General features: G+C 62.2%; 17 protein-coding genes and 1 pseudogene. 10 read left to right on the top strand and 8 right to left on the bottom strand.

Features of this window, described 5'->3' with window-relative positions; genetic code table 11:
* Positions 1–32: 32 nt before the first annotated feature.
* The 4 genes from F3Y30_RS24295 (at position 33) to F3Y30_RS24280 (ending at position 4437) form a co-directional block, all read left to right on the top strand.
* Entirely contained in the window at positions 33–683 is a 651-nt protein-coding gene (locus tag F3Y30_RS24295) for a peroxiredoxin-like family protein (RefSeq protein ID WP_203426848.1), read from the top strand.
* Positions 684–713: 30 nt separating this feature from the next.
* Positions 714–2036: an O-acetylhomoserine aminocarboxypropyltransferase/cysteine synthase family protein gene (locus F3Y30_RS24290; protein WP_203426847.1), complete on the top strand. Its 1323-nt coding sequence runs from the start codon at positions 714–716 to the stop codon at positions 2034–2036.
* A gap of 211 nt (positions 2037–2247) precedes the next feature.
* On the top strand, positions 2248–3672 hold the full coding sequence (locus F3Y30_RS24285; RefSeq protein ID WP_203426846.1) for an LLM class flavin-dependent oxidoreductase: 1425 nt from the start codon (positions 2248–2250) through the stop codon (positions 3670–3672).
* A 288-nt stretch (positions 3673–3960) separates the two neighbouring features.
* Positions 3961–4437 (top strand): Rrf2 family transcriptional regulator, encoded by a 477-nt coding sequence (locus tag F3Y30_RS24280; protein ID WP_203426845.1) that lies wholly within the window; start codon positions 3961–3963, stop codon positions 4435–4437.
* 11 nt (positions 4438–4448) lie between these two features.
* On the opposite strand, the gene F3Y30_RS24275 is transcribed toward F3Y30_RS24280, so the two are convergent.
* A complete protein-coding gene (locus tag F3Y30_RS24275; RefSeq protein ID WP_203426844.1) occupies positions 4449–4997 on the bottom strand; it encodes a flavin reductase family protein in 549 nt (182 codons plus the stop codon).
* 165 nt (positions 4998–5162) lie between these two features.
* Between F3Y30_RS24275 and ssuD the strand changes: the two genes are divergently transcribed.
* Positions 5163–6332 carry an FMNH2-dependent alkanesulfonate monooxygenase gene (gene ssuD / locus F3Y30_RS24270; RefSeq protein WP_203426843.1) on the top strand — a complete coding sequence of 390 codons (1170 nt, stop codon included), beginning with the start codon at positions 5163–5165 and terminating at the stop codon, positions 6330–6332.
* Positions 6329–7774: an FAD/NAD(P)-binding protein gene (locus F3Y30_RS24265; RefSeq protein WP_203426842.1), complete on the top strand. Its 1446-nt coding sequence runs from the start codon at positions 6329–6331 to the stop codon at positions 7772–7774. Before ssuD ends, F3Y30_RS24265 begins: the two co-directional genes overlap by 4 nt.
* 20 nt (positions 7775–7794) lie before the next feature.
* Here F3Y30_RS24265 and F3Y30_RS24260 read toward each other — a convergent pair whose 3' ends face one another.
* Positions 7795–8952, bottom strand: a complete 1158-nt coding sequence (locus tag F3Y30_RS24260; RefSeq protein ID WP_203426841.1) for an acyl-CoA dehydrogenase family protein — start codon at positions 8950–8952, stop codon at positions 7795–7797.
* A gap of 240 nt (positions 8953–9192) precedes the next feature.
* Here F3Y30_RS24260 and F3Y30_RS24255 point away from each other — a divergent pair, with 240 nt between their 5' ends.
* The 3 genes from F3Y30_RS24255 to F3Y30_RS24245 are packed head-to-tail and all read left to right on the top strand — an operon-like array spanning position 9193 to position 11818.
* Positions 9193–10161: an aliphatic sulfonate ABC transporter substrate-binding protein gene (locus tag F3Y30_RS24255; protein ID WP_203426840.1), complete on the top strand. Its 969-nt coding sequence runs from the start codon at positions 9193–9195 to the stop codon at positions 10159–10161.
* A 37-nt stretch (positions 10162–10198) separates the two neighbouring features.
* Entirely contained in the window at positions 10199–11035 is an 837-nt protein-coding gene (locus tag F3Y30_RS24250; RefSeq protein ID WP_203426839.1) for an ABC transporter permease, read from the top strand.
* Between the two features lie 3 nt (positions 11036–11038).
* Positions 11039–11818: an ABC transporter ATP-binding protein gene (locus F3Y30_RS24245; protein WP_203426838.1), complete on the top strand. Its 780-nt coding sequence runs from the start codon at positions 11039–11041 to the stop codon at positions 11816–11818.
* Between the two features lie 56 nt (positions 11819–11874).
* On the opposite strand, the gene F3Y30_RS24240 is transcribed toward F3Y30_RS24245, so the two are convergent.
* The 6 genes and pseudogenes from F3Y30_RS24240 to F3Y30_RS24215 all read right to left on the bottom strand — a co-directional run bounded on the left by F3Y30_RS24240 (position 11875) and on the right by F3Y30_RS24215 (position 16239).
* Positions 11875–12672, bottom strand: coding sequence for an IclR family transcriptional regulator (locus F3Y30_RS24240; protein WP_203426837.1), 798 nt, complete (start codon positions 12670–12672; stop codon positions 11875–11877).
* A 57-nt stretch (positions 12673–12729) separates the two neighbouring features.
* A pseudogene (locus F3Y30_RS24235) lies at positions 12730–13118 on the bottom strand (RidA family protein).
* An 80-nt stretch (positions 13119–13198) separates the two neighbouring features.
* Positions 13199–13969 (bottom strand): amino acid ABC transporter ATP-binding protein, encoded by a 771-nt coding sequence (locus tag F3Y30_RS24230; RefSeq protein WP_203426836.1) that lies wholly within the window; start codon positions 13967–13969, stop codon positions 13199–13201.
* 11 nt (positions 13970–13980) lie between these two features.
* Complete coding sequence (locus tag F3Y30_RS24225) at positions 13981–14646, bottom strand: amino acid ABC transporter permease (protein WP_203426835.1); 666 nt, start codon at positions 14644–14646, stop codon at positions 13981–13983.
* A 4-nt stretch (positions 14647–14650) separates the two neighbouring features.
* On the bottom strand, positions 14651–15313 hold the full coding sequence (locus tag F3Y30_RS24220; RefSeq protein WP_203426834.1) for an amino acid ABC transporter permease: 663 nt from the start codon (positions 15311–15313) through the stop codon (positions 14651–14653).
* A gap of 77 nt (positions 15314–15390) precedes the next feature.
* Positions 15391–16239, bottom strand: coding sequence for a transporter substrate-binding domain-containing protein (locus F3Y30_RS24215; RefSeq protein WP_203426833.1), 849 nt, complete (start codon positions 16237–16239; stop codon positions 15391–15393).
* Between the two features lie 186 nt (positions 16240–16425).
* On the opposite strand from F3Y30_RS24215, the gene F3Y30_RS24210 reads away from it, so the two are divergent.
* Entirely contained in the window at positions 16426–17502 is a 1077-nt protein-coding gene (locus tag F3Y30_RS24210; RefSeq protein ID WP_203426832.1) for a D-TA family PLP-dependent enzyme, read from the top strand.
* Positions 17503–17570: the final 68 nt, after the last annotated feature.

The following is a 17570-nucleotide window of genomic DNA, read 5'->3' as shown; positions in this document are numbered from 1 at the left end:
GCAGGGCGCGGACTTGTAAAAGGAGGTATTCGATGTCGCTTCACCAACCGCTGCGCAAGACGGCAGAGGACCCGCACTCCTCCCTGCCGGATCGCCTTTCCGCCGTAATCGACGAACTCATCTCCGAACTCGAATCCTCGCGTATTGCCCAGAAAGCCGCCGGCCTCGGCACGGTCCTGCCTCTCCCGGTACTACCTGACCAGGACGGAAACTCCGTCGATCTCAGCGAGCTTGCAGGCGAGGGCGCGCTCATCATCACTTTTTATCGCGGTGGCTGGTGCCCCTTCAGCAATGCGAGGCTCAGGGAATTGTCCGAACGGTCCGCTGAGATCGCGGAACACGGAGCACTCCTCGTCGCAATCAGCCCGGAGACTGCGGACAATGCGCGCAAGACTGCGCTACGCAACGGGCTTGGTTTTCCGCTGCTCGGCGACAAGGGAAACCGGCTTGCGCGTGAACTCGGGCTTGTCTTTCCGCTGCCAGAGAACATCCGGGCGCTCTACCACGAGACCGGTGTCGACCTTGCCGGATGGAACGACGACGCCCGCCACGAACTGCCAATCGTCGCGACCTACATCGTCGATTCCAACGGTACCGCGCGCTGGGCGCTTGTCGATGCCGACTTCACCCGGCGCGCCGACGCTGCCGGCATAGTTGCCGCGTTGAAACGCGCTCCCGCCTGATCCTTCCACGCTCACCACAAAGGAACTCTCATGACAACGAAAAAACATCATGCCGAAACACTCGCCCTCCACGCCGGCTGGAGGTCAGATCCGGCGACCGGCGCTGTTGCCGTCCCGATCTACCAGAGCACGTCCTTCCAGTTCCGCGACACGGAGCACGCCGCCAACCTGTTCGCGCTAAAGGAACTCGGTAACATCTACAGCCGCATCGGGAACCCGACCGTCGACGTGCTCGAGCAGCGGGTCGCCGCGATCGAGGGCGGTGTTGCGGCTCTGGCGCTTGCTTCCGGGCAGGCGGCATCGGCATTCGCGATCCAGAACCTGGCCCGGGTCGGCGACAACATCGTCAGCTCGACGGATCTTTACGGCGGCACCTGGAACCTCTTCGCCAATACCTTGAAGGATCAGGGCATTGAGGTCCGCTTCGTGGACCCGAGCGACCCCGAGAATTTCAGGAAGGCAACGGATGAGCGCACGCGCGCCTACTACGCCGAGACACTCCCCAATCCAAAGCTCACGGTCTTTCCGATCGGCGAGGTGGCCGCGATCGGACGGGAATTCGGGATCCCGCTGATTGTAGACAATACGGCTGCGCCGCTCCTTTCCCGCCCGTTTGACCATGGTGCCGCCGTCGTCGTCTATTCGAGCACCAAGTATCTCGCCGGCCACGGCACATCGATCGGTGGTCTGATCGTGGACGGGGGCAATTTCGACTGGGCGGCGCATCCGCAGCGGCAGCCGGCGCTGAATACACCCGACAAGAGCTACCATGGTGCGGTCTGGTCGGAGGCCGTGAAACCGCTCGGCCCGATCGCCTATATCATCAAGGCGCGCGTAACCCTGCTTCGCGATCTCGGGGCCTCCTTGTCGCCCTTCAACGCTTTCCAGATCATCCAGGGGATAGAGACCCTTCCATTGCGCATCGAGCGCCACGCAAGGAATGCCGAAGCGGTGGCGGACTATCTCTCGAAGCGGGCCGAGGTCGTGCGGGTCATCCACCCCACGCAACAGACGGGCCTCGCGCGCGAGCGGGCGGACAAGTATCTGAAGGGAGGCTACGGCGGTCTCGTCGGTTTCGAACTGAAGGGCGGCCTTGAAGCGGGCAGGCGTTTCATCGACAGCCTGGAGCTATTCTATCACGTCGCCAACATCGGTGATGCGCGCAGCCTCGCCATTCATCCAGCAACCACCACGCACTCGCAGCTTTCGGTCGAGGACCAATTGGCGAGCGGCGTATCGGAGGGATACGTCCGATTGTCGATCGGCATCGAGCATATCGACGACATCCTTGCGGATATAGAGCGCGGCCTCGATGCCGCATCCGGACTTGCGGACGGACGCAAGGTCGCCTGATCGCGGCAGTGAAAGAAGCCGCCGGGATGAGAGACGGCGGCTTCACGTCCCATGATGCCGCCGTGCTGACATGGCGCGGGTTTGCGCAATGGCATTCCGTTATGTAGTATATTAAAAACATAGATTGACTTTGCATTGTGGCCGAAGGCTGTATCCTGCCTGCCGGCAACAGGGCCACCCTGCACACCTACCGAAAAGCTGGAGACTTCCCATGACCCGCCAAATTCGCTTCAACGCCTTCGACATGAATTGCGTTGGCCACCAGTCGCCCGGCCTGTGGGCGCATCCGCGCGACAGGTCGTGGCAGTACAAGGACCTCGAATACTGGCAGGATGTGGCCCGCACGCTCGAACGCGGCATTTTTGACGGGATCTTCATCGCGGACGTCGTTGGCTATTACGACGTGTACAAGGGCTCCAATTTCCACGCCATTCACCAGGCCGCGCAGATCCCCGTGAACGATCCGCTGCAGCTTGCCGCACCGATCGCGCTTGCCACGGAGCACCTTGGCATAGGGATCACCGCCTCGACCTCGTTCGAGCATCCCTACACTTTTGCGAGGCGTCTCTCGACGGCAGACCACCACACCAAGGGGCGGGTCGGCTGGAACATCGTCACCTCCTATCTCGAGAGCGGCGCGAAGAACATTGGGCAGGGAGGGCTTCGGCGGCACGACAACCGCTACGAAGTCGCGAGCGAATATGTGGACGTGCTCTACAAGCTGTTCGAAGGCAGCTGGGAGGAGGGGGCCGTGCTGCGTGACCGCGAGCGGCGTATCTTCACCGATCCCACGAAGGTCCATGAGATCGGCCACAAGGGCAAGTTTTTCGAGGTTCCCGGCTATCACCTGTGCGAGCCTTCGCCGCAGCGCACGCCGGTCCTCTACCAGGCGGGTGCTTCGGGACCGGGCAAGGCCTTCGCCGCCGCCCACGCCGAATGCGTCTTCGTCGCCGCTCCCACCAAATCCCTGCTGAAATCCTATGTCGCCGAGATCCGTGCGCAGGCCGCTGCAGCCGGCCGTGATCCGGGCAAGATCCTTATCTACAATCTGACGACGCTGATCGTCGACGAGACCGACGCCAAGGCGGACCAGCGCTTCAATGACTATCTGAGCTATTCCTCCTACGATGGCTCGCTGGTCTTTCTCTCCGGCTGGAGCGGGATCGATTTCGGCCAGTACGCGCCGAGCGACCTGCTCAAGAAGGTCGAAACCAACGCCATCGTCTCTGTCGTCGAGCACTTCGCCGGCAAGGACAAGGCCTGGACGGTGGAGGAGCTTGCCAAGTGGGGTGGCATCGGCGGTCTTGGACCGGTATTCACCGGCTCGCCGGAGACACTGGCCGACATCCTGCAGGACTGGGTCGAGGAGACCGACGTCGACGGATTCAACCTTGCCTATGCGGTGACACCCGAGAGTTTCGAAACCGTGGTCGACCTGCTGGTACCGGAACTCCAGAAACGCGGAGTCTATCCGACCGCCTACAAGCCCGGGACGTTGCGTGAAAAGCTGTTCGGCGAGGGGCCCTATCTTCCTGCCAACCATCCTGCCAACGTTTTTCGCGACATCGAGGCCTACAAGCGTCGCCAGGCCGAACAGGACAAGTCCTCGCCGCCGCTCAGATCTGTCGGATCATGATGCCGCATTCGCCGAAGCCGACAGCTCAGTTGCCGAACGGTCACGGCGTATGAAGAAAGTAGGAATATGTGATTGGTAAAGGGCGTTTGTTCTCTTGCAGGATCGCTTATAAATAAAATATACCGGATTTATGTGGTTTTATGACATTGATGCCTGGAGCGCAGAAAACGCTCCGGGCTCGTGCGTTGATGGAACAGCCGGTAACTGTGGTGAAATTCCACGGAGGCTACGTATGTGCTCGTGGGGACAAAGGCCCGTGCCAGCACCCCCGATGGAAAGCAGACAGAGATGTTGACGAAAAAAGGCAAATACGGACTGAAGGCTCTCGTGGACCTGGGGCGCCTGCCGCCGGGAGAGACTGCTTTCGTCAGCGAGATCGCCCTCAGGAACAACATTCCTAAGAAGTTCCTCGATACGATCCTGCTCGAGCTGCGCAATGCCGGTCTGCTGCGCTCAAAGAAGGGGCCTGGTGGTGGATATTCACTGTCCCGTCCCGCTTCGGAAATCCGAATCGGGCATGCCGTCCGTGTTCTGGACGGCCCGCTGGCGCCTATCCGTTGCGCCAGTCGTACGGCCTACGAAGCCTGTGAAGACTGTGCCGATCCCGAAACCTGCCAGGTTCGGCGGTCGATGACGGATGTCCGCGATGCGATTGCATCGATCCTGGATACCATGACGCTCGAGCAGTTCGTCTCCGTTCCCGGCGCAAATGAAGCGCTCGAGGACGACGCCGTCGAACAGCGGGTCGGTAGAAGCAGGGCCTGAGCCCCTCGACGTCAATCGGTCAGGGGTTCAAATCCACCATAACGGCCGTTGTTGTAGACAAGCGACTGGCCGTCGCCGAGCGTGATCTGGACCACGCGCCCGATCACGATTCCATGGCTGTGGCGCTCGATGATTTCTTCCAGTTCGCAGTCGATCGCCGCAAGGGCGCCGACGAGTACCGGCGCACCGCTCAGGCGGGTCGTCCACGGGGCGCCTTCATAACGCGCTTCGCCCTTGACGCCGCCGATGCCTGCAAAGCGGTTGGCCACGTCCTGATGCTGGCTCGCCAGGATGTTGACGCAGAAATGGCCGTAGCGACGGATTACCGGATAGGTCGACGAACTGCGGTTAATGTTGACGATCATCGTGGGCGGATCGACGGAAAGCGCGGTGGCCGAGGTGACTGTGGCGCCAGTCCGTTCGGATCCGGCGCCCGCGGTAATCACCGATACCGCTCCGGAAACGCTCCGCATCGCTGATTTCAGAAGGGTCGGGTCAGGGGTTGGGGCAGTGCCGTGTGTCGTGCCCAGGCCACTTCGTATCAGATTGGCCACGTTCATTGCGCATCTCCATTTCGAGGTCACGCCATTGGCGTTGTTCTTGTAACGACAATGAAAGTCCGGAAATTTGTTGTCAACTAAATTTATGTAATTTATGATTTTACCCTGAGGCCTGTTGCCCATCATCTCCGGTGAAGAGCAGGCAAACATCAGGAGTCTCGATACATGACCAGCGTCCCAGAGAAGATCAATGTCCTGTGGTTTCTACCGACCCACGGGGACAGCCGCTATCTTGGTACGGCGCTCGGGGGGCGGAGTGTCGACCTCCCGTATCTGAGACAGATCGCGCAGGCCGCTGACGCGCTCGGCTACTATGGCGTCCTCATTCCGACAGGCCGCAGTTGCGAGGACAGTTGGGTCGTGGCCTCCGCGCTCGCACCGCTGACCGAAAAGCTGCGCTTTCTCATTGCGGTGCGGCCGGGCCTGCTATCGCCGACGCTTGCTGCGCGGATGACCGCGACGCTTGACCGGATCTCGAACGGGCGCGTGCTTATCAATGTCGTGACCGGCGGTGACCCTGTCGAGAACAAGGGCGATGGCATCCATTTGTCCCATGAGGACCGCTATTCCGTCACGGAGGAGTTCCTGGACATCTACAAGAGAGTGCTTTCCGGGGAGGTTGTGGACCACAAGGGCAAGCACTTCGAAATCGAGGATGGACGACTGCTGTTTGCGCCGGTCCAGACCCCGCATCCGCCGCTCTATTTCGGCGGATCGTCGGGCGTCGGCCAGCAGGTGGCGGCCCGGACCATCGACAAATACCTTACCTGGGGCGAGCCGCCGGCGGACGTGGCAAAGAAGGTCGCCGAGGTTAAGGCGCTTGCCGATGCCGAAGGACGCGAGGTGAGTTTCGGTATCCGCCTTCACGTGATCGTGCGCGAGACAGCCAAAGAAGCATGGAAGGCCGCTGACGAACTGATACAATACGTCGACGACGCAACTATTGAGGCAGCCCAGAAAGTGTTTGCCCGCATGGATTCCGTAGGTCAGAGCCGTATGAGCCGGCTGCATGGCGGCCAGCGCGACAAGCTGGAAGTCAGCCCGAATCTGTGGGCGGGCGTGGGGCTCGTCCGGGGCGGCGCAGGTACCGCACTCGTGGGCGATCCGGACCAGGTGAAGGCCAGGATCGAGGAGTACCGTCAAATCGGCATCGATACGTTCATTTTTTCCGGCTATCCGCATCTGGAAGAGGCCTATCGCTTCGGCGAACTGGTGATGCCGCACCTGCCCTTGAGCCAGCCTCTTGCCGGGCGGAAGTCCACCGTCAATACCGGGCCCTTTGGCGAGACCATCGCCGGCGACTACCGCCCGACGCTCAAGGCGTCGCAGTCGTGACGGCGGAAGTCCGGGACCCGACCATTGTCGTTGTAGGGGGCGGTTTTACCGGAGCGGCTCTTGCCTATCATCTGGTGCGCCACCACGGTGCCGCGGCACAGATCGTGGTGTTCGAACCGAGGCAATCGCTCGGCGCCGGGCTCGCCTACGATACGGATGAGGACGTACACCGTATCAACGTGCCTGCCGCGCGCATGACGCTCGTTCCGGGCGATGACGAGCATTTTCTGCGCTGGCTGCATGAAACGCGTTCGGTTGAGCAGGACCCCGGGTCCCTGACGCCCACCGGTCACGTCTTTCCCCGGCGCAGCGTTTTCGGCCGGTATGTCGCCTCCCAACTCGAACCCTTGATTCGCGAAGGCAGGGTCCAGCACAGGCAAACCCGTGCGCTGTCGGTGGAGAGACAACAGAATAGCCGATGGCTGGTCTGCGGCGAAGACGGGCAGACGCTTGAGGCCGATATCGTCGTTTTGGCCACGAGCCATCCGAAGCCGCAGGCGCCGGCCGGCATGGACCGGGCGCTTTCGGGCCACCCACGTTGCGTTCCCGATCCGACGGCATCCCGGGCACTCGCCGCCATTCGGCCCCACGATCGCGTTCTGGTGGTTGGTGCGGGGCTGACCTCGGCAGACGTCATCGCAACACTCGCGGCCGGCGGGCACGAAGGAGAGATTCTTGCCGTATCCAGGCGCGGCCTGCGCTCGCGAGGGCACAATCTCGATGTCCAGGAACCGTTCGGCGATTTCATGGATCCGCCCGTTCGCACGACCTTGCAGTTGCTCCGGCGGGTTCGCGCCGCGGTCTTCGAGGCAGCTAACGAGGGAGTGACCTGGCACGCCGTCTTCGACCGTCTGCGCGCCCAGGGCGGAGAGATCTGGCGCTCGCTCCCGGTCGTCGAGCGGCGCCGTCTCGTGAAGTTCCTCAGGCCCTACTGGGACGTTCATCGCTTTCGCATCGCGCCTCAGATCGAATCCGTCATCGAAGCGAAAATCGCCGCAGGTCGCCTGCGCTTCCAGGCGGCGTCCATCGCGGGCATCGAAAGGTCGGCGGACGACACGGTGGTCGTTCGGCTCCGTCAGCGACATCGCGGCCAGATCCGCGAGGAACGATTCGATTCCGTTGTCGTTACGACGGGCCCGGGTCATGGAAAGATCCTCGAAAGCCAGCCGCTCCTGGTCCGGCTTGCAGAGGACGGCTTCATCAAGGCTGATCCCGTAGGCCTCGGAATTGCGGTGGATGACGACAGTCGTCCAACCGGTCGCGATGGCGGGCCAGTTAACGGGCTGTACGTGGCGGGCCCTCTCGCGCGCGGCACTTTCGGTGAACTGATGGGGCTGCCTCAGGTAACGGAGCACGCCTGCTTTGTCGCGGACCGCGTCGCAGATGATCTCCGCCTTGACATAGAGGAGGCCGAGGCCGGCGAAAGACGGCGCGCCATATAGCCGGAGCGTTTACTTCAGGCTTACGAGCCGTCCGGAGGAGTGTCGCGTAGGCTCGCCAGGTGCCGCAGGCCTGCGTCCTGGACAAGGGCGGCAATATGCGTCGGACAATCCACGCGGTCGTGCGATGCCGGCTTACCTGAGTCGAGATGGTCCAGGAGGCGACGGGCATCGGACGCGGCTTCCGCGGCTGTGACACAGGCCGCCGTTGCAGCGAGATAGGCTGTAACTCGGTGTCGCTCGGCCGATCCGATCTGGGCCGCATCGAGAGCACGACCGGCATTTTCGATCGTGGCCTCGGCGGCGGCCAGACGAACTGAGAGCGCGCCGATTTCGGGGGCATGAGCCTCGGATCCCGCCACGCTCGCGCCGTCATCGCCGGCTGCATGGAGCGCGCGCTGAAAGCGCCGCCGGCCAGCGCCGAGCAGGTTCGCGGCTTCGAGAAGCAGTTCCAGCGCATCCGGCACGTCGGGCTTTGCCGGATTGACGGCGCGAGGAAGCAGGACGTCGACGATGGCAGGGAGATCCGTGAAGACGACCCGCTCCATCTGCGGCATCCTTGCGGATGCTGCCTGGTAAACGTTTGCGGGATAGCGCAGGCCCTTGAGGCGGGATGGAAGCAGCAGGGTTATGGCCTTGTTTGCGTCATTGTGGGCCGGCACGAGTAACCAGTCGGCCTCGCTGGCGGCCGGTGTGCAGTAGCACTCTCCGTCCAGATGCCAGCCAAGACCGTCGGTAGCGATCGACAGGCTGTCCTGCTCTCCGTCTGTCTCGCCGGGAGGATGAGCCCGGGCCAGGCGGGCACCGGCAAGCGCTGCCGAAAACAGGGTCTCGCGCTGGCTCTCGGTGCCATGGCTGCGCACCTGCTCGATCCCGACCAAATGCGCCGCCACGATCGCGCCGAGCTTGGAGGACTGTTGTGCGAGGATAGAGCAGACGTCGGCCAGTACGGTATTTGAAACGTCGATCCCGCCGTGCTCGGTCGGCACCGAGACGCCCAGCAACCCGCAGCGGGAGAACAGCTCCAGCAGCGTCGCTTCGTTCTCGGGCGCAGCTGTCGCCGTTTCGGGTGTAGCGAAAAGGCCGGCGACGGTTCTGGCGACCGCGATGGCCTCGTCTTCCGTTGCGATCAGCGCCGCCGTGCGGGCGGGACGCTCGAACACTGGTGAGATCGTACCCATATCGACCGCTCCTTACGAAATCGGGTTTCGAGAGGCACAGGCTTTACAGCGATGAAAAGATCATATTCTATAAAGATTGTATAGATTGTTTTTGTTATCTAGACGCGTATTTGAGGCGAAAACACCGCGCGGATTGCCGATTTCAAGTCTATAAAAGCTATGTATTTAATCGTTAGTGAGCGCGTGCAAAAGCCGCGTTCGACCACTCGGGAGCCGGCGTTTGCCGGATAGGGGGACAAGATGATTTCACTGCGTTCTGCGTTTCTCGGCCTGTTCGCCGCGACATTCGCCGCTATCGGTGCCGCCAGGGCGGCCGACATTTCCGAGATCCGTCTCGACTGGGCAACCTACAATCCGGTGAGCCTTATTCTCAAGAAGGAAGGCCTGCTTGAGAAGGAATTCGAAAAGGACGGCATCACGATCACGTGGGTGCAGTCGGCGGGCTCCAACAAGGCGCTTGAATTCCTGAATGCGGGCTCGCTCGATTTCGGCTCGACCGCGGGAGCGGCTGCCCTGATCGGCCGCATTAACGGCAATCCGGTCAAGTCGGTCTACGTCTATTCGAAGCCCGAATGGACGGCTCTTGTGACTCGGGCCGACACCGGCATTTCCAAGGTCACTGACCTCAAAGGAAAGTCAGTGGCCGTAACGCGTGGCACCGATCCGCACATCTTCCTTGTGCGTGCGCTCGCCGAGGCTGGTTTGAATGAGAAGGATGTCACACTCGTCTTGCTGCAGCATGCCGATGGCAAGCTGGCGTTGCTTCGCGGCGATGTCGACGCCTGGGCGGGACTCGATCCCTTGATGGCGTCCGCCGAGGTGGAAGGCGGCGCCGTGCTGTTTCATCGCAATGCCGACAACAACAGTTGGGGCGTGCTGAACGTGCGGGAAGAGTTCGCGCGTGAGCATCCGGATATCGTCAATCGGGTCATCGCGGCCTACGAAAAGGCTCGCGCCGAGGCGATCGCCAACCCGGACCAGTTGAAGGCCACGCTCGTGGAGGTGACCAAGCTGCCGGATGCTGTCATCGCGCGCCAGCTCGAACGTACGGATCTCAGCCATTCCAGGATTGGCGACGCGCAGCGCGCCACGATCGAGGCGGCTGGTCTCGCCCTGCAAGATGCGGGCGTTCTTCCCGCGGACGTGGACGTGAAGTCTGTTACGGGCGAACTCATCGACACCAGCTTTGGCCCGCCGCTCGGCCAATGACATCGACACGCATTAAGCTTGTGGAAGGAGAAAGGTGATGGGCCTTCTGGATGTGGGCGTCGGCGTCGCTGCCACGGCGGAGTCCGCCAGCCGGCCTCCCCGACCTGCGCGTTGGGGTCGGTTAGCGGCCGCCCTCGTCCTTCCGGTATCCGCCCTGATCCTTTGGGAGATATTGGTGCAGACCGGATTTTCGTCCGGTCGGCTCATGCCTCCACCGTCGCGCATCGCCTCCACGCTCCGCGAACTTTCGGTAAATGGCGAATTGCCACGGCACATTTCCGTGACGCTGTGGCGGGTGTTCTGCGGTTTCCTGGCAGGGGCAGCCGCAGGCACGCTTGCCGGAGCGCTCACCGGCTATTCGGCCCGGCTTGCGCGCTATCTGGACCCGACGCTCCAGGCCTTGCGGGCTATTCCCTCCATCGCGTGGGTTCCCCTTTTCATTCTCTGGTTCGGCATTTTCGAAACGTCGAAGATCGCGCTGATCGCGGTCGGGGTCTTCTTTCCGGTCTATCTCGGGGTGAGCGGCGCGGTGACAGCGGTCGATCGCAAGATCGTCGAGGTGGGCCGCGTGTTCCGGCTCTCGGGGCCGGCTCTACTCCGCCGCATCCTGTTGCCTGCTGTGTTGCCGAGCTACATCGTGGCGCTGAGGGCGGGTCTCGGGCTTGGCTGGATGTTCGTCGTCGCGGCTGAATTCATGGGCGCGTCGGAAGGGCTTGGCTATCTGCTGGTCGATGGCCAGCAGCTCGGCAAGCCGGACCAGATCCTGGCGGCCATTCTCACCTTCGCGGTGGTCGGCAAGATCACCGATACCCTGCTCGTCATGGGCACCAGACCTTTCCTGCGCTGGCAGGACAGCCATCGTCGCGAGGCCTGAGAAATGCTGGAGCTCCAGACACTCACGAAGGTGTATCAGAACGGCGTGCACGCTCTGGACAATTTCTCGCTGACGGTGGCGGAAGGCGAAATCGTGGCTGTGATCGGCGGATCCGGCTGTGGCAAGAGCACGCTGCTGCGTCTGGTCGCCGGTCTGGAGGAGCCGTCCCGCGGACGGGCAGTGCTTGACGGGCAGCGACTCATCGAGCCGCATCCGCTCGTCAACATCGTTTTCCAGGAACCTCGGCTGCTGCCGTGGCTCACCGTTGCAGGCAATGTTGGCTTCGGCCTGGCTGGCCTTCCTGCGGTCGAGCGGGCGGTGCGCGTCGGCGAGGCACTGGCAAGTGTGGGGCTGCAGGGCTATGGCGACCGCTGGGTCAAGGAGCTGTCCGGGGGGCAGGCTCAGCGTGTGGCGATCGCCCGGGCGCTGGTGACAACGCCCGCGGTCCTGCTCTTGGACGAGCCTTTCTCGGCGCTAGACGCCTTGACGAGAGCAGACCTCCAGGACCACCTGGCCGATCTATGGGCCGAAACGGACACGACCATGCTGCTTGTCACGCACGACATCGAGGAAGCGGCCGTGCTTGCCGACAGGATCATCGTGATGCGACCGTGGCCGGGCCGGATTCTCGAGGAGATCGACAATCCGTACGCACGCGAGCACGACCGTACCTCGCCCGAGGTGGAAGACGTCAAGCGTCGGCTTATGGTCGCGCTGAACCTCTCGCTTGGCAGGAAACAGGAGCGGCTGTGGACAGATCAAGCCGCTGACGCCCGCTCGTAAGGATTCAGGTCAACGAAATCATCAGAATAACGTCCTGAAGAAAACCGTCGGCCGTCTTAGCCCGACATCGCTCCGGGTGCGGCGTGGCCGAGCCTTTCCGAGACCTCCCGCGCCGCCGAAAGGAGGCTTTCGAGATAGCGCTCGCGGTTCTTCAGGCCATCCTCCTTCGGCGTCACCAGACACAAGGTCGCGGCACATTGACCGCCTGCCTGGAAGATCGGCACGGCGAAGCAGTGCGTGAAGTTCTCGACCTCGCTGTTGAATGTAAAGTAGCCGTCCTTGGTCGCCTGCCGGATCTCGGCAAGGAAGCGCGCGTGGTCTAGCTGCTTGCCGCTCGGCAGCACGAAGTCCTCGGGAGGAATGAAGTCGAGGATCGCCTTGTCGCTCATGTGGGACAACAGCAGCCGACCGGAGGCTGTCCAGGGAATAGGTACGAGTTCACCGATGTTCGACGAGATACGGAAGGCGCGGACACCCTCGCGCATCATCGCCACCGTATACTTGTTGCCTTCGAGCAGACACATCTGCGCGGTCTCGCGGGTCTGCTCCGACAGGCGGACGAGCATCTCCTCGCATTCGCGCATCAGGTCGAACTGCTCCGCATAGGCCGTTCCGAAGAAATAGAGCTTGCGGCCGAGAAACACCCGGCCGTCACCACCCTGGTAGTCGACAATGCCATGGCGCAGCAGGAGATTGATCAGTTCGTAGACGGATGAGCGTGGCGCGCCGATCTCAGTCGCGATTTCGTTTGGGCGCATCGGCTGGCGCTTGGTGCGCAGAAACTCCAGGATTTCAAAGGCGCGGTCGAGGCCGCGCGTGCGCCGCGATACCATGTCTTCTACGCCTTCAGCCATTCGATCCGTCCTCGCCAAGAAGTAAGCGCGCGACCTTTGCAAGCCGCGCCCGGCATTTCAAGCCCTGTCCGCCCGATAGGCGATGCAATCGACTTCAACCTTGCAATCCACCATCATGCTCGACTGTACGCAGGCGCGGGCGGGGGATTGGTGCCGAAGTACTCGGCATAGACTCCGTTGAAGCTCCAGAAATCACGGGGGTCGTCGAGCCAGACGCCGACACGCACCACATCGTCCACGCTGTAGCCTGCCTCATGCAGGATGGCGATGAGGTTTTCGATTGCCTTGCGGCTCTCGGCGACAATCCCGCCGCGAACGATCTCTCCCTTTTCCATCGGAACCTGCCCCGAAACATGGAGCCAGCCGTTAGCCTCCACGGCGCGGGCGAACGGAAGGGGCTGACCGCCGGCTCCGGTCTCGCCGGCGCCATAACGCTTGATGCTCATAAGCTTTTCTCTCTTCTGCTTTCTGTACTCTGTCTTGGAGCGGAATGAGCGACTGGTGTCGCCTTATCCGCCCCGCGCCATCAGTTGAAACTTGATGTCCGGAGGAACTCGGACAGCCGTTCGGTCTTCGGGTTGACGAACATTTGCTTCGGATCGCCTTCCTCGCAGATCACACCCTGGTTCATGAAGATCACCCGCGAGGAAACCTCATAGGCGAACCGCATCTCATGGGTGACCAGCAGCATGCTCATGCCGTCGGCAGCCAACCCCTTGATGACCTGCAGCACTTCTCCGACCAGTTCCGGGTCGAGCGCCGAGGTGACTTCGTCGAACAGCATGAGACGCGGGTTCATGGCGATCGCGCGGGCAATTGCGACACGCTGCTGCTGCCCGCCGGAAAGCTGGCCCGGATAATGGTCGGCGCGGCTCGCAAGCCCCACCCGGTCGAGCCATTTCTCGGCGATTGCACGCGCTTCGTCCCGCGCCAGCTTCTTCACCTTGACGAGGCCGAGCATGACATTGTGCGCGGCGGTCATGTGGGGGAAGAGGTTGAACTGCTGGAATGCCATACCGGTCAGGGCGCGCTGGCGGGCGATGTCCCGCTCGCTCTTGCGCCTGCGGATGCCGCCGGTCAGCTCGTAGCCGATCTCCTCGCCTTCGAGCAGTATCCTTCCGCCCTGGAATTCTTCCAGCATGTTGATGCATCTGAGCATCGTGGTCTTGCCTGAGCCGGAGGAGCCGATGACCGAGATCACCTCTCCCTCGTTCATGGTGCAGTCGACGCTCTTCAGCACCTCGACGGCGCCGTACTGCTTGCGGAGACACTGGATTTCGAGAAGTACCTTGCTCATGGATCGAGCCCTTAAGACGGAACGGCGGTCTTGCGCTCGACGTACTTGCCGAAGTGCTCGATACCGTAATTGACGACGAAGTAGAGAAGCCCTGCGAAGAAATAGAACTGCAGGCTCATGAAGTTGCGCGAGATGACTTCCTGCGTGCGCAACAGAAGCTCGGCGACGCCGATCACTGAAAGCAGGGTTGATGCCTTGACCATCTCGGCGGCCGTATTGACCCATGCCGGCAGGAACTGCCGAAGCGCCTGCGGCCAGAGCACATAGGCAAAGGTCTGGCGGAAGGTGAGGCCGATCGCCTTGGCGGCCTCGGTCTGCCCCTTCGGAATTGCCTGCAGGCCACCACGTACGATCTCGCCGACATGCGACGAGCAGAAGATCGCGAGCGCCAGCACGCCAGCCTGGAACGGCCCAAGTTCGACGCCAACAGTGGAAAGCACATAGTAGCTGGCGAGCACCAGCACGAGCACCGGCGTTCCCCGAATGAAGTCGGTGTAGCCGCGCACGAGGAGGCGTAGGGCGCTATTGCCGTAGACGAGAGACAGGCCGACGAGCACGCCGAGCAGGGAACCCGCTGTAATCGACAGGAGGGAGATCGACACCGTAACGCCGAGCCCCTTCAGAATGACGAAGCGTGCGATCCAGAGTTGATCCAGAAAAGCGAAGAAATCGGTCATGAAGTCACCTCGGAACCGAGAGCCGGCGCTCGACCATGCGCATCAGCGCGGCGAGCAATGAGCAGGTGGCGACGTAGAGCGCGGACGCGACGATCCAGGTCTCGATCACGCGGAAGGTCTCGACGTTGATCTTGCGCGCTTCGAACGTGAGCTCGGGGACCGCGATGGCGGCGGCCAGCGACGTATCCTTGAACAGCGAGATCACGGTCGACGAAAGCGACGGCAGGACATTGCGCAGCATCAGCGGCACGATGATCGACACGCGGATCTGCGTGGGCGTCAAACCTATCGCGAGCCCGGCCTCGGTCAGACCTCTCGGGATGGAAACAAGACCGGCGCGAAACACCTCGGCGAGATAGGCGCCGGAATAGATCGACAGCACGGCCACGAAGCTTTCGATCTTGCCCAGCCTCACTCCCATCTGCGGTAGTGCGAAATAGACAAAGAGCACCAGGACGAGGATCGGCAGGTTGCGGATGATCGTCACGTAGCCGGCGGCCGGGCGCTTGATCCATCCTCTTCTGGCGATCAGCGCAAAGGCCACGAGAAGACCGATCACGGCGCCGATAAGGATGGAGATGAAGGCGAGGCCCAGGCTGAGCAGCAGGCCCTCGATCAATTGGTCGAAGCTGCGCCAGACGGCGGCGAAATTGAGCGTATAACCCATGGCGTCCTGCCGTAGAGGGTTGATATGGGGGACGAAGGGCGAACCCTCCGTCCCAACGGGTCTGAGCCTGCTTGGCCTTACTTGTACTCGACCGGGAACCCGATCTGCGGCGGGGTGAGATCCTTGCCGAACCAGGTCTTGTAAGACTTGGCATAGAAGTCGAACTCGACGCCCGTCATCGCCTCATGAAGGGCAGTGTTGACGAAGTTCAGCCAGTCCTGGTCGCCGCGCTTGACACCGCAGGCATAGGTCTGCGGGTTCCAGCCGTATCCGGCATCCTTGTAGCGGCCGGGGTTCTGGGTCATGTACCAGGCGAGCGACGACTGGTCGGTCGCGGCCGCATCGGCGCGGCCGGATTCGAGCGCCTGATAGATCAGGTCCACGGATTCATACTGATCCACCGTCGCCTCGGGCAGGGCGGCGTGCACCATATCCTCGGCATAGACGTTCTGGAGCACCGATACGGTCACCGAAGAGCCTGCCGCCTTCAACGCTTCGTAGTCGGCATACTTGCCGTCCCCCTTCAGCATAAGGCCGACGCCTTCTCGGTAATAGGGAATGGTGAAGGCGATCTGTTGCGCCCGCTCGCCGGTCACCGTCATGAACTGGCAGGTGAGGTCCACCTTGTCGGTGGTGATGTTCGGAATGCGGGCATCGGACGACTGGTTGACGTACTCGATTTTGTCGGGGTCGCCGAAGAGCGCCTTGGCGACGATGCGGCCCATGTCGACGTCAAAACCCTGGAGCTTGTCTTCAGCGCTCTTGAAGTGCCACGGCGCATTGGTGCTGCCGGTGCCGAGGACGAGGTGGCCACGGGCGAGGACCTCGTCGAGCTTGCTCGTAGCCTGCTGTGCTGCTGCGGGAATTGCGGAAAGAAGGAAGGCGGTTGCCAGCGAAAGAGCGCCGGCGCGGAGCGAAGTGATCATGGTGTTCCCCTGTGAACGGTCATCTTCAATGTCCAGTATTGCGGACATGTGTCTGTTTTACTGGATTGACGTATTGAGCTCCACCATGCATAGATTGTCAAGGGCAAGAGGCGAGGGATTCTGCGCACCCGCATGCGGAGCTGTTTCACTTGCCCGAAATCGCGCCAGCAGCACTCCGGAGATTCCATGAGCAAGATCGCCCCGACACTTGAGAGCCTTAGTACCCCGGTAGTGCTGGTCGATCTCGAGGTCGCCCGCCGGAACATCGACCGCTTTCAGGCCTATGCGGATACACACGGACTGAAGCTCCGGCCCCACATCAAGACCCACAAGCTGCCGGCCATCGCCGAGATGCAACTGAGGGCAGGGGCCGTGGGCGTGACTTGCCAGAAGGTGTCCGAGGCGGAGGCGATGGTTGCCGGCAGCCCTGACATCCGCGATGTTCTCATCACCTACAACATCCTCGGCGCGGAAAAGCTGAAGCGTTTGACCGGGCTTGCGCGCAAGGTGGCGCTCAGCGTCGTTGCCGACAGCCAAACGGTGGTTCAAGGGCTGTCGGCCGCCTTTGCCTCCGAACCGACGCCGCTCCGGGTTCTGGTCGAGTGCAACACAGGGGCAGACCGTTGCGGCGTCCCGACGCCCGAAAGTGCAGCGGCGCTCGCGAAATCGATCGCCGGAGCCCCCGGCCTCGTCTTCGGCGGCCTGATGACCTACCCGCCGGCAAACGGCGAGCGGGCGGTGGAAGCGTATATGTCCAAAGCGAAGAGCCTTATCGAGGCGGCTGACATTGCTGTTCCCGTCATCACTTCCGGCGGAACGCCTTCGATGATGCACGCCGCCGAAGCGCCGACAACGACGGAATACAGGCCCGGGACCTATGTCTACAACGATCGCTCCCTTGTCGCGCGCGGGGTGTGCGGCTGGGAGGATTGTGCGCTCACGGTACTGGCGACGGTCGTCTCGGTGCCGGCACCCAATCGCGCCATCATTGATGCCGGGAGCAAGACGCTGACGTCGGATCTCCTCGGATTGTCCGGCTTCGGGCACATCCTCGGCAGGCCCGACATTGCCATCGATCAGCTATCGGAAGAGCATGGCCGGCTGGTCTGCGACGGCCCGATCGGGTTGTCTGTCGGCGACAGGCTGCGCATCGTTCCGAACCATGCCTGCGTGGTCACCAACATGGTCGACACGATCCAGATCCTGGAAGGTGGATGCCCCTCCGAAGTCTGGCCCGTGGCGGCACGCGGCCGCATCGTCTGATCCCAAACGTGGCAGAGTCCAGCTGATCCGCAGTTCGGGGGGATGAGATACAATGGGGCGATCGAAGC

It is taken from the genome of Sinorhizobium sp. BG8 (genome assembly GCF_016864555.1).
Taxonomy (GTDB): domain Bacteria; phylum Pseudomonadota; class Alphaproteobacteria; order Rhizobiales; family Rhizobiaceae; genus BG8.
Note: the sequence above shows the minus strand (reverse complement) of the source record. Positions and strands in the feature narration are given on the sequence as shown.